Origin of the sequence: Geitlerinema sp. PCC 9228 (assembly GCF_001870905.1) — a bacterium.
Lineage (GTDB): Bacteria > Cyanobacteriota > Cyanobacteriia > Cyanobacteriales > PCC-9228 > PCC-9228.
Genome location: NZ_LNDC01000157.1, coordinates 1 through 12,842, shown reverse-complemented (window position 1 = coordinate 12,842; position 12,842 = coordinate 1). Strand labels below are relative to the sequence as shown.

7 protein-coding genes are annotated in these 12,842 nt (G+C 48.8%); 5 read left to right on the top strand and 2 right to left on the bottom strand.

Features of this window, described 5'->3' with window-relative positions; genetic code table 11:
* Window positions 1-135: 135 nt before the first annotated feature.
* Window positions 136-2,304 (bottom strand): recombinase family protein, encoded by a 2,169-nt coding sequence (locus tag AS151_RS16940; protein ID WP_244533058.1) that lies wholly within the window; start codon window positions 2,302-2,304, stop codon window positions 136-138.
* A gap of 353 nt (window positions 2,305-2,657) precedes the next feature.
* Here AS151_RS16940 and AS151_RS16930 point away from each other — a divergent pair, with 353 nt between their 5' ends.
* Together AS151_RS16930 and AS151_RS16925 are read left to right on the top strand one after the other, a co-directional pair.
* Window positions 2,658-4,148 (top strand): proton extrusion protein PcxA, encoded by a 1,491-nt coding sequence (locus AS151_RS16930; protein ID WP_071518244.1) that lies wholly within the window; start codon window positions 2,658-2,660, stop codon window positions 4,146-4,148.
* Between the two features lie 182 nt (window positions 4,149-4,330).
* Entirely contained in the window at window positions 4,331-5,275 is a 945-nt protein-coding gene (locus AS151_RS16925) for a glycosyltransferase family 2 protein (protein ID WP_071518243.1), read from the top strand.
* 296 nt (window positions 5,276-5,571) lie between these two features.
* Here the strand turns inward: AS151_RS16925 and AS151_RS16920 are convergent, their stop codons facing one another.
* On the bottom strand, window positions 5,572-6,477 hold the full coding sequence (locus AS151_RS16920) for a pantothenate kinase (RefSeq protein WP_170861430.1): 906 nt from the start codon (window positions 6,475-6,477) through the stop codon (window positions 5,572-5,574).
* A 293-nt stretch (window positions 6,478-6,770) separates the two neighbouring features.
* Here AS151_RS16920 and AS151_RS16915 point away from each other — a divergent pair, with 293 nt between their 5' ends.
* From AS151_RS16915 to AS151_RS16905, 3 genes are all read left to right on the top strand, one after another.
* Complete coding sequence (locus tag AS151_RS16915; protein ID WP_084639673.1) at window positions 6,771-8,822, top strand: GAF domain-containing protein; 2,052 nt, start codon at window positions 6,771-6,773, stop codon at window positions 8,820-8,822.
* A 302-nt stretch (window positions 8,823-9,124) separates the two neighbouring features.
* Window positions 9,125-10,852 carry a diflavin flavoprotein gene (locus AS151_RS16910; protein ID WP_071518242.1) on the top strand — a complete coding sequence of 576 codons (1,728 nt, stop codon included), beginning with the start codon at window positions 9,125-9,127 and terminating at the stop codon, window positions 10,850-10,852.
* A gap of 125 nt (window positions 10,853-10,977) precedes the next feature.
* Window positions 10,978-12,723, top strand: coding sequence for a diflavin flavoprotein (locus AS151_RS16905; protein ID WP_071518241.1), 1,746 nt, complete (start codon window positions 10,978-10,980; stop codon window positions 12,721-12,723).
* The last annotated feature ends 119 nt before the right edge of the window (window positions 12,724-12,842 follow it).

Below are 12,842 nucleotides of genomic sequence, written 5' to 3'. Positions count from 1 at the left end.
GAAATTTTTCTCACCCTCCCTAAATGCATGTATTTTTGTAAAGGCGAGCGGGCCTACCTGGACAAAAATTTGATTTTGTGGTATACAAATCCAATTTTTGCCTAATTTGTTTTTAAAAACTCTTCCCCCCTCTTCCTACTCCTCCGCCACCGCCGCATTCACCAACGACAACAAAGGACCATCTTGCTCCTGACCGTTAGCAGACAAATGGCTGTGACAAAGATACAAACGTTCCTCCACCCGGGCTAATAAATCCCGCAGAATACGGCGCACTCGGATTTCATCCGTAGCCACGCGATCGCTAGGTTTCCAGGGTTGCCCCAAGCGGTGTTTCCAAAATAAAGGTGCCGCAAACAAAACCGCCGATCCGCCGCTAAACCATAGGGAAGACCCCGCATCCAGCCAGAAATGCCAGCGATGGGATAGGCGATGGGAACGGTATTGAAACACCGTAGCCAGGGTAACCGCTGCCGGTTGCTGCTGCATGGGATAGGGATTGGCTGTCACTGTTCCTTGGTGCAGTAATTGGATAAAATTGGTCAGGATGTCGGTGGTGGTGGCGGTGGCGTCCCACTGTGGGGCAATTTCCAAATAGTGGTTGGCGGTTTCCATCAGCTCTCGCAACGCCTCTATTTCCCAGTAATCGGGCTGTCGCTGCTGCCAGACGAATTTTTGCATTGCCGCGTCCAATACCACCAAAGGAGAAGAAGCTGGTTCCCGATGGTGGCAAGACCAATCCTGTACCCACTGGCGCAAGTCTTCGTAGGCTTGTTGGGCGCGGTATCCCAAACGATCCCAGCGAGAGAAAACAGTAGCCCCTAGCAGTTGCGGGGTTTCCACGTCGGCGACGAAACAGCGATCGGCTAGCAATCCCGCTCTAACGGGGTCGATGGCGGGTGGCTGTTGGTTTTGTTGGGTAAGTACCACCAACATTTCGGCGATGCGATCGCTATCCACCAAGCGCCCCAATCCGGGGTAAAGGAGGGACAATAGGCTCAGCAACGCCCTGACGGTGGCGACGGCAGTTAGGGGGCGTTGTTCGTTGAGCGGGCGTATGGGAATTTGGTGTTCGGTGAGGTGTTTGGTGAGAGTGTAGCGGGCGATCGCATCCAACCCAGGGGCAATAATGGCAACGTCTTCCGGGGCCACCTCGCCAGCACTAATATGGCGGGCAATGGTTGCGGCAGTTTTTTGCAGCAGTTGGGAACGGGAAGGCTGGGTAAGGGAAATCACAGAATCGGGTAGGGCAATGCTCTGGGTCGGATCGTCCACCAAGCGAATCGCGTCGTTGGCTACAGAGTCTGCTAGGGAAGCTGGCTGGTGGCGCTGGCAGCGTTCCTGGTGGCAGTGGCGGGAGAGTTCTTGCAGATAATCGGGATCGGCGTTTAATCCCCACCTGACACCGCCGTCGGGGTTGAAGGTAAAAATTCCCCGCATGCCCTGCTGCAGGCAAATTTCAAAAAAATCGCGCGCAATTGCGGGATATTCGTCTACATCGTCGGCAAAAATTTGCTGGTATCGTTGGGGCAATTGCTGTTGGTAGGTAGGTGCGGGTAATAGATAGCGCCAGTAGAGTTCCGCGGCAATGCCGTAGGTTAAAAATCCCTGCTGCCAGCACCAATCCCGCCACTGCAGGCAAGCTTGGGTGGCGTTTTCCCAAAACCGGCGATCGCCAGTCTCTTGTGTAGGATGGTTTTCTTCGGCTTCCGAGAGCAATCCCGAACTGACCACATCGGCGATTGCTTCCGTAGGCGTACCGCTCATGGCCGCCAGTTGCAGAGTATCCAACAACCGACGCACCAGACGGTATTCGCTAACCCCCGCCAGTTGCAGCTGAGCGCTATCTAAATGCTGCCGCCACAGCCGCGTGGCAAACTCCTGTTCGGTTTCCGGGCGCAATCGCTGGGGAAATCCCGGGTAGAGGGGGTGCTCCTCTGTCAGCAGCGGCCAGTATAGCGTTACCTCTTCGAGAAAAAATCCTAACGGGGTGGTAGAGAACACGGGATATTGACCCCCCACAGCCCCCAACAAGCGATCGCGCAGTTCCCACCGCGTATCTCCCGTGGCAGCAAAAACCAAAAAACCAGGCGATGGCAACTCGTGTAGGGGCGCAATGGGTTGCCCCCCTACTGGCGACCCCTGGTTGCGGGTAGCGAAATTTTTTATCTCTTGGCGGTAGTAGGCAATCGAGCGGCTGGTTTTGCCACTGCGACTACCTCCAGCAATCCAAATCGATTTTTGCTGGGTACCTACAAGGGAAACGGAATCTGTTAGTATACTATCTACCTGGTGCGTGGAAGGCATTGGCAGCTGTTGGGCAATTGTGGCCGTTCGAGTATAGCAGGGATGGAATATTGGTCGCTATGGTTCCCCTGGGGAAGTTTTTCGCGATCGTGCCAATGTCACTGGTTTTTCGGACCATCCCCCGAGCCTCGTTGTCGGATTGGCTACCGATCTTCTATTGTCCTCCGATGGCATCCTTGATTTTCAGAGATTTTCCCCAAGACAAAATTCTCCCCCGAACGCTCAGTTCTTTTGGATTTGGATAGCCACCATCAAACGATTTTTCCCAATTCCAGATCGAATTTCTCTTCCTAGATTGTACTGCAAACGCTTGCCATCGTAAATTTCGGTATTTATTTTTATTTGATTTTTCCATGACCGCCAACAAACCTGGTTCTTCCCAATCCAATAACTGGCTCCAACGCGCTCGTAACTGGTTCTTCGGTACCCCCGAACGAGCTTTAGAGCAAGCCTATATAGCAGCCTGCAACATCAGAAAAATTGAAGAAAAATATTTCAACGGCAATAAAATTGCAGTGGAAAATGCCAGCCATGGCGAACAAACCTTTGCTTATTTCCAATCCGAACTCAAAAGAAATCTAAAAACAGCCAAAATTCGCTTGCGGGAATTTCGTAGCAGTCGCGGCGTCGTTTCTTCTTGGCAAAAACAGCAGTCGGAAACCATCGATCTGGAACCAGCGGCTTTACCAGGAGACAGCGTCTCGACAACCTACCGCGACCCCTATGAAATTGTTTTAGAAAAACTCCAATTTATTGATGAAATTATCGATACCTACAAATCCAAATCTCGCTCCCAGGCTTCCCCATCCCCCCCTCCCCAAGAATCGGAAAGCGAAACCGACGATTCCGTAGGCGTTTCTGTGGCGCAAAATGGCAAGCAGCAAACCGATAGCAACGCTCCCAGCGATCGCAGTTTCTCAATCACCCCTCAAAAACGCCCCACCAATACCAACCATCGCAGCCAAAACAGTGCCGGAAAATCTCAAGAGCGATCGCGATCGAGTCGTTCCCCAGGTCGCGGCAAAAAAAGCAGCAAAGGATCGTTTTCCGATCGTACCAGTTTCATGCCGCGTTCGATTTTACGTACCATCAACCGCATCAAACGGGAACTCGATCCGGAAGCGGAAGAAGAAGTCATTGAAAACTTCCGCAGTTCCAAAACCAAAACCGTTATTTCTTTAAAATTTATTATTCTGTTAATTCTCATTCCCCTACTCACCCACCAAGTAGCAAAAACCTTTGTGGTGGGTCCCATTGTAGAAGAAATTCGCGATCGCGGCCAAACCGAAGTTTTCCTCAACGTAGACATGGAAGAAGAAGCCTACATGGAGTTGCAAAGATATGAAGAACGCATTAAATTTGAATCGTTAATCGGACAAGGTCATCGTTTAAGCGATCGCGAAGTTGAAGAAAAAGTTAACGAAAAAGCGCACGAAATTGCCGAAAAATACCGCCAGGAAAGTTCCAACGCCATCAAAAACATTTTCGCCGATTTATGTGCCTTTGCCGCCTTTGGCATGGTCTTGTTCCGCAGCCAGCGGGAAATTTCGGTTTTAAAATCGTTTATGGATGACCTGGTTTACGGCTTGAGCGATAGCGCCAAAGCCTTTATCATTATCCTGTTTACCGATATGTTTGTGGGATTCCACTCCCCCCACGGTTGGGAGGTCATTTTAGAAGGCATTTCCCGCCACTTGGGATTGCCAGAAAGCCGCGAATTTATCTTTCTGTTTATTGCCACCTTCCCCGTGATTCTCGATACTGTTTTTAAATACTGGATTTTCCGCTACCTCAACCGTATCTCCCCCTCGGCAGTTGCCACCTATCGCAATATGAATGAATAGCAAAGGCGGTTCGCGAACTGCTCCTCCCGGCAGCAGGAACCATCGCCACTATATCCCGTCAAGAATCTGCCAACCAGGTTGCACCTGGAAAAATTTGCCAGTATAACGGAAACATATCTCGTCTGGCTTGCTGGCTGGCTAGCCCTTTTTCTGCTGGTATCTTTCCCATTCGCCTATCAACCATGAAATTTAGCGTTGTCATTACCACATACAACCGCTTGGATTTGCTGCGTCGAGCCATTGATTCGGCGCTCTCGCAAACCCTTCCCTGCGAAGTCGTTATCGCCGACGATGGTTCCACCGATGGAACGGAAGCATACGTTCGCAATTTGGCATCGCCAGAGGTCGTTTACCACCGCAACGCCACCAACCAAGGTCACGCCAAAACTATGAATGCCGGCGTGGCAGCCGCAACGGGAGATTGGATCAAACCCCTCGACGATGATGATTACTTGCATCCCGAGTTTTTAGAAACTATGCAGAATGCGATCGCATTGCGACCGCAAGCTGTCATCTGTTCCTGCCAAGCCGCTCAAGTTGACGAAAATGAAGTCGAACTGTATCGTACGTATCCAGTAGGACCCGGTGACATTGTTTATATTCCCCAAGCGGATATTCACTACGGTATGTTGCTAGAGCAAGTTCCCTTTGGTACCCCCGTACAAGTGCTTTTTCAAAAAGAAGCTTTCATGAAAACCGGGGGATGGGATTCCTCCCTTGATGGTAACTGCGATGATATCGATTCTTGGATTAAAATTGCCCAGTTTGGCGATGCCATTTTCATCAACCGGTGTTTGGCTTATCGAACTGTTTGGTCGGGAGGCGGCAACCAAAAAGTTCCCATTCAAACCCGTTTGGATACCAATATTTTAATGAAGCGTCGCATTTATCCGCTCGTTGACCCTTCCCATCGCGATCGCACCCCTAGCTTAGCAACCATTGAAAATTACATGCACCTACATTGGGGATTGGTTGCCTGCAAACAGAAAAAATTTTCCACAGGTTTGCGACTGGCGCTACCGGCGGCTTTTTCCAAATCGGCATGGGATATTGTTCGCGAACGCATGGCCGTCAAACGCGGCAAAACCCCAACCAATACTGTGCGCAAAATTGTTTTGCAAGCATAAAAAGCTGAAAATTCAACAATTTCTGGCCTCTAGCCTCGATTCTCAATCAATTTTGGCTGGGAAATCGCCCCGATGGAGAAATTGAAATTTTTTTGGCACCTGGGGATTGACTAGGGCGGAATTTTGACATACCATTTAAACAATGGGAATATTTTGTCTTATTTGAAAATCGCGTCTATTCCCATTATCTAGAAGTACCTACAAACAAAATACCATATTTGGGAAGATAGTGAAAAAAAAATCGTTTTTTCTTGAAAACCAAGTTTCGGGAATCTATTGGACCTGCCCAAAGTGGGCTAAAGCGCTTTGGGCATCACCAACCATCCCAAAGATTGCAAAACCAAATAAGGCAGATAGGAAATAGCATGGGACTTGTCAGGGCAATCGGCAGCCAATGTTTGATATAACAGGGTAGCATCGCCACCCGTGACCACAACTTGGGATTGGGGAAAATCCTGCCACCAAGCCTGTAAGAAATCTTTCACGCCGGCTACAGTAGCGTAAAAAACACCGCTGCGAATGGCATCGTCGGTATGAGTTGCCCAACGGGGTGGCTGGGAACCATCGAAATGAATTTGAATAGCAGGAAGTGCCGCCGTTTGTTGGCTGAGAGCTTTTCCTTGCAACCCAAATCCCGGGAAAATCGCACCGCCGATCAAAGTTCCCTCCTGCGAGGCACCGGTAAACGTGAGTGCAGTGCCAGCATCCACCACCAACACCGCCGATTGGTAAAGGTACCACCCTCCCCAAACTGCCAAAGCGCGATCGATGCCTAGGGTAGCATAGGTTTGGGATAGGGGAACGTCTTGGAGGGTCAAAACCCGCGTACCGGGATAGGATTGCCATAAGTAAGTTTGTTCGGGAACCACAGAAGCAATCCACAAAGGCAGGGGTTGGGAATGGGAAGCCGCAAGTTGCCCAATCAATTCCCATACATGGCTGTCTTGGTTTCTAGAGTGTTGGCGTAGGTTGGTTACCGTTTCCACGCCTACCCGACGGAAATCAAAACCACTTGCAATCAGCTGTGCTACTTGGGAAGATGATAGGTGTGGGGTATTCCACGCCAACACCAATTCTGGTGCAAACCATCCCCAATGCAGGTGGGAGTTGCCCATGGCGACGCCCAAGCAACCAGTTAGCGAGGAGGGTTGAGAAAATGATTGAGAAGAAGGAGAAACAGAAAAATTGGGGAAAGCGGGCATTTTGAAGTATTTTGGCAAATCGATGGACCGCATTGGGCACCGGGCGTGGGGAACGTTTCCGCCCAATCTCCACAAAGCGCTGAGAGGTAAAGAAAGCTAAGATGTATAGTAAGTCGTTTTTATAATCGATTCGTTCCAGTTTTTTCAGACGCGGGCGCGAAGTCTATCAAAGTGCATCTTCCTATCTCCTGTCAATTCGATCGTGGTTTTTATTTATGCCTTCTCGGGAACCAGATCCATATCCTGCCTGTTGCCCTTTGCCGCAGTTAGAACCATTACCAGCGGATTCAGCAATGAGTTCAAACAGCAAAATCCCAAGCGATTTCAATATACCAGCCGCCGAATCCAGCCACGGGTTGACCCAACAACCGGAACCCGGCAGCGTATCTAATTGGGAATTGCACCAGCAGGTGAAACTGCTACGCCTGCTCAATTCTATCAATTACGAGATTCACCGTACCCTCGACTTGCAAGAAATTCTCAATTCTGCTTGCGAAATGTTGGGCAAGACCCTCAAATGCGATCGCGTTTCGGTGTTGGTGAAAGACCCCGAGGAAAATGTTTTTATCACCAAAGGGGAATATTGCCAACCCGAGTATCCCAGCCAGCTAGCTTTCAAAGTACCCGAAAATGGCAATCCCCACCTGCAGGCGTTGATGAAACAGGAGTCTCCCCTAGCGGTGGAACGGATGCACGAGTTTCCCGGGTTAAGCCAGCAAGCCCTAGCCACCATCAATACCCTGCAAATTCAATCCATGCTGGCGGTGGCTACCCGCTATCAGGGTCAGGTCAATGGTATCATTGGTTTGCATCAATGCGATCGCCCGCGTCAATGGCAGCAATGGGAAGAAGAACTCTTGGCGGAGGTGGCTTCTAGTCTTGCCATTGCCATCAATCAAGCCCAACTATACGCAGAAACCCAGCGGCAGGCAAAAAGCGAATCCCTGGTTCGTCTGATTACCAATCAAATTCGCAGCAGCCTGGATTTGGAAACTATTTTACAAACCACTGTGGAAGGGGTACGCCAGCTGTTGAATACCGACCGCGTTGTTGTCTATCAGTTTGGCGAAGATTGGAACGGTTCGGTGGTGGTGGAAGATGTTATCGAACCCTGGGATTCGGTGTTGGGCAATATGGGGGCTGATGATTGCTTTTCCGAAAAATATGCCTATTTGTATCAAAACGGTCGCGTTCGGGCAATCGATAACATTCGCGAGGCGGGGTTAGATGATTGTCACGTACAGTTTTTGGAAAAGTTGCAGGTCAAAGCAAACTTGATTGTTCCCATTGTGATGGGCAAGAATTTGTGGGGGTTGCTGATTGCCCACGAATGCAGCCAGCCGCGTAGCTGGCGTACCTACGAAATTAATCTCCTCACGCAATTGGGAGAACAAATTGCGATCGCGATTAACCAAGCCGAACTGTTCCAGCAAGTTCAGGTTACCGCGAAAAAGTACCAGGAAAAAGCCCAACAGCTAGAAAAAACGCTGCAAAAGTTGCGCAGTACGCAAAATCAGCTAATTCAAAGCGAAAAACTTTCTAGTTTGGGAGAAATGGTGGCGGGGATTTCCCACGAAATCAATAATGCCAACAATTTTATTCAGGCAAATATTCCCTACGCCCAAGAATATGCCAATATTTTAATTCAAGCTTTGGAAAGTTGCGCCCAAATTCCCGAAGCTGCCGACCAAGTGGCAGAAATTACCGAAGATATTGAGTTAGCGTATTTGCAAGATGATTTCCCCAATTTAATCGATTCTATGAAACAGGGGGCGGAACGGATTAGTTCCATTATTAACGCTTTGCGTACGTTTTCTCGCCTCGACGAAGCACAGGTGAAAACCATTGATATTCACGAGGCAATCGAAAGTAGTTTGGCGGTCCTTCACCATCGAATTGGACCGAGCATTCAAATCCACAAAAATTATAGCGAACTTCCCCGGATTCGCTGCTTTCCTAGCCATCTCAATCAGGTTTTCTATAATTTACTGAATAATGCGTTTGATGCGATTGTTGCCCAAAAATCTATAGGGGAAATCACTATTCGTAGCTGGCAAATTGATGGGGATTGGATTGGGGTAGCTATTCGCGATAATGGCATTGGCATTGATGCTGAAACCCAAAATAAAATTTTCGATCCTTTCTTTACGAACAAGCCAGTGGGTAAAGGAACGGGATTGGGATTGTCTACTTGCTACCAAGTGGTCGTTCAAGGTCATGGCGGCAAACTTTCCTGCCACAGCGAACTGGGAAAAGGAGCGGAGTTTGTTGTAGAATTGCCGGTGCAATCGAAAGTTCTCGAACCAAGAGGACAAAAGGAATTGCAAGAACAACAGGAACAGTAGAGTAGCAATTGGGATGGCGATCGCGATATAAGTGCCTGTTCATTTCTATATGTCCATAAAGCGATGAAGCGATTCGGGAATTTGCTATGGGGTAAGTCCCCATGTGCTTTCAATTGCTCTAAGAAACTCCCACGATAAATATTTGTTCGTGTCTTTTTCGTTGTTTCTAGAAAATTGATATAGCCGGCGGCAAAGACTCCTATAAAGAATCTTTAGTCATTTTTTGGGCAAAAAAATAGCCAAACGTAAAATTTGCATTTACACTAGAGGCAAATCATCGCAAAAGCAAAGGAGGCTACTGTATGGTAGCAACCCAGCAAAAAGCACCGTCGCGCCTGACGATGCAAACCCAAGAAATTGCCGAGAACACTACGGCTTTCCGGTGTTTGGATTGGGACCGCGATCGCTTCGACATTGAATTTGGTTTGCAAAATGGTACCACATATAATTCCTTTTTAATTCGCGGCAAAAGCACCGCCTTGGTAGATACCTCCCATCAAAAATTTCGCGATCTGTACCAAAAAACTTTAGCTGGGGTTATCGACCCCCAGGAACTCGACTATTTAATTGTTAGCCATACCGAACCCGACCACAGCGGTTTGGTGGCGGATTTATTAGAAATTGCCCCTGAAGTCACCGTAGTTGGCGCTAAGGTAGCCATTCAATTTTTAGAAAACTTCGTACACCGTCCGTTTCAAAAACAAGTTGTTAAAAATGGCGATCGCTTGGATTTAGGCAACGGTCACGTCTTAGAATTTGTGAATGCCCCCAATTTACACTGGCCGGATACCATTTTCTCCTACGACCGCAAAACCCAAATTCTCTATACTTGCGATGCCTTCGGCATGCACTACTGTTCCGATCGCTTGTACGATGAGAATTTAGCCGAAATCGAAGCCGATTTTCGCTTTTACTACGATTGTCTCATGGGTCCGAATGCCCGTTCCGTCCTTTCGGCAATGAAACGCATGGATAAGTTGGGTGATATTGCCACCGTTGCTACCGGTCACGGTCCTTTGTTGCGTTATCACATCGGCGAACTCACGGGTCGCTATCGCCAGTGGAGTCAGTCAAAAAGCAAAGCCCAAACCTCGGTGGCAATTTTTTATACCTCCGATTATGGATATGGCGATCGCATCGTGCAAGCTTTGGCAAACGGCATCGGCAAAACCGAGGTAGCGGTGGAAACAGTGGATTTACGCCACGTCGATCCCCAAGAAGTCCGCGAACTGGTGGGTCAAGCCAGCGGCATTGTAATTGGCGTACCGCCGGCGTCTGGCAACGGTGCGGAAAACGCCAGCGCCGCCATCAATACCATTTTTGCGACGGTGAACGAAAAACAACTGTTTGGCTTGTTTGAACCCGGTGGCGATCGCGATGTTTCCGTGTATCCCCTGCGAAGCAAGCTGGAAGAGTTAGGCTTAACGGAAGGATTTCCGCGCATTGTCCTCTCCCAACTCCCCGACGAAGCGACTTACAAGCTATGCGAAGAAGCCGGTACGGACTTGGGGCAGAAGTTAAATGGCGATCGCACCATTCAATCCCGCAAAGCGATCGACAGCAATTTGAATAAAGCCCTGGGACGTATCAGTGGTGGTTTGTATATTATTACTGCCACCAAAGAAAGCGTTTCTAGCGCCATGGTAGCCTCCTGGGTTGCCCAAGCAAGTTTTGAACCTTTGGGAATTAGCATTGCCGTTGCCAAAGACCGTGCCATCGAATCTCTGATGCAAGTCGGCGATCGCTTCGTACTCAACGTTCTGGAAGAAGACAACCACCAGCACCTCATGCGGCACTTCCTCAAACGCTTCTCCCCTGGTGCCGACCGTTTTGCCGGCATCAAAACCACCCAAGCAGAAAATGGTTCTCCCATTCTTGCAGATGCTCTTGCCTATTTAGAATGTGAGGTAGTTAGTCGTATGGAATGTTCCGACCACTGGATTACCTATAGCCAAGTGACCGCCGGTCGGGTTTCCAATCCTGATGGCATGCCAGCCATTCACCATCGCAAGGTGGGTAGCTATTATTAAGACCAGGATAATGGGGAACGTTTCCTCTTGTGCGATCGATAAAAACAGCTTTTGTAGGGTGGATATTGCCCACTCTACTAATAGAAACCAGTACTTAATCTATTACAATAACGAGAAGTAATTTTATGAATACAGTTACCACCAGCAACCAGGTTCAAACAGCAAAGCCGAAAGACGTTCAAATTATGGCGATCGCGGCAAATACTTGGGTTTGGCGATCGCGCACCTGGGATAGATTAAAATTTGAAGTAGAATATTCCCTACAAAAAGGAACCACTGCCAATTCCTATTATATTCAAGGGGAGAAAACAGCACTGCTCGACCCACCAGGCAAATCGTTTACCCAAATTTATTTGGCAGAAATCACCCAACGGGTCGATTTAAAACAGTTAGATTATCTGATTTTGGGTCATGTGAATCCCAACCGCGCCGCCACCATCGGTCCGCTGTTGGATCGAGCTCCCAATGCGACCATCGTTACTTCCAATCCAGGGAAAATGCTGCTGCAACAGGCATTTCCCGAACGCCAGCTGCAAGTTCGCACCATCCGCAACGAAGAAACCCTAGATTTGGGTAAAGGTCACCAACTGCAACTCATTCCCACACCTACCCCACGGTACCCTGACGAACTGCTCACCTACGATAGGGCAACGGGAATTTTGTTCAGCGATAAGTTTTTCGGGGCGCATGTTTGTGGGGACCAAATTTTCGATGAAGGCTGGAATACCTACAAAGGCGATCGCCGCTTCTACTTTGACTGCATCCACATCGGCGGCGCGCGTCAAGTCGAATCAGCTTTAGAAAAAATTGCCAAGTTTCCCATAACTTTTTATGCCCCCGCCCACGGTCCCATGGTTCGGGATGGCTTGCAGGAGTTAACCCAATCCTACCGTAATTGGATACAAAAGAAAGTCGATCGGGGCTCATCTGTGGTGTTGCTGTATGCTTCTGCTTATGGCAATACGGCAGAAATTACCCATGCTATGGCCAAAGGGCTGGCGAAAGGTGGCGCACAAGTGCATCTGATTAACTGCGAATTTGCCGAAACCAGCGAAATTGAAAACGCGATCGCCCAGTGTTCTGGATTTATTATCGGAACTCCTACATTAGGAGGGCATGCTCCCACACAAATTCAAACTGCCTTAGGGATTGTTTTGGCAACGGCTTCCAAGAACAAGCTAGCAGGGGTATTTGGTTCCTACGGCTGGAGTGGCGAAGCCATCGACTATGTCGAAAACAAACTCAAAGATGCTGGCTTCCAGCTGGCATTTGATCCACTGCGGGTAAAATTCAAACCCACCGACAGTACATTGCAATACAGCAGTGAATTGGGGACGGATTTCGCCCAAACTTTGAAAAAGTCGCAAAAACAGCGATCGCCGCGCTTGCAAAAGGGTACCCTCGCCGATCGAACTTCTCAAGCCGTAGGTAGGATTGTGGGTTCCTTATGCGTCGTTACTGCCAAGCGGGGAGAAATGAGCAGTGCCATGCTGGCTTCCTGGGTTTCCCAAGCGACATTTACGCCCCCGGGGATTACCGTTGCTGTTGCCAAAGAACGAGCCATTGAAGCGCTGATGTATGAGGGAGATAAGTTTGTTTTAAATATCCTTGCTGAAGGAAAACAAGTGCGGCGGCATTTTATGAAAAAATTTGCTCCTTCGGAAGACCGTTTGAGCGGTTTAAATATCGATACGGCTAATAATGGTTGTGCTGTTATTGTAGATGCTCTGGCTTATTTGGAATGTACGGTAGAGCAACGCATGGAATGTGGCGACCACTGGTTGGTGTATGCTGTGGTGGATGCTGGGGAAGTTTTGGATAGTGAGGGGATTACGGCCGTTCACACCCGCAAGTCTGGCAATCATTATTAGGAAATTTGGGGATTTTGAGGCGATTGAAGGGGAAATTGACTAACCCAATCACTGGACAAAAATTGACATTCGTGTCGATTGCGTTCGGTTAGTCCAGCCTTGGTCTCGTAGCAGACTCC

Bases quoted from the DNA above. Each gene is read 5' to 3' on its own strand.
- AS151_RS16940 (WP_244533058.1), bottom strand. From the start codon at position 2,304: ATGCCTTCCACGCACCAGGTAGATAGTATACTAACAGATTCCGTTTCC.
- AS151_RS16930 (WP_071518244.1), top strand. From the start codon at position 2,658: ATGACCGCCAACAAACCTGGTTCTTCCCAATCCAATAACTGGCTCCAA.
- AS151_RS16925 (WP_071518243.1), top strand. From the start codon at position 4,331: ATGAAATTTAGCGTTGTCATTACCACATACAACCGCTTGGATTTGCTG.
- AS151_RS16920 (WP_170861430.1), bottom strand. From the start codon at position 6,477: ATGCCCGCTTTCCCCAATTTTTCTGTTTCTCCTTCTTCTCAATCATTT.
- AS151_RS16915 (WP_084639673.1), top strand. From the start codon at position 6,771: ATGAGTTCAAACAGCAAAATCCCAAGCGATTTCAATATACCAGCCGCC.
- AS151_RS16910 (WP_071518242.1), top strand. From the start codon at position 9,125: ATGGTAGCAACCCAGCAAAAAGCACCGTCGCGCCTGACGATGCAAACC.
- AS151_RS16905 (WP_071518241.1), top strand. From the start codon at position 10,978: ATGAATACAGTTACCACCAGCAACCAGGTTCAAACAGCAAAGCCGAAA.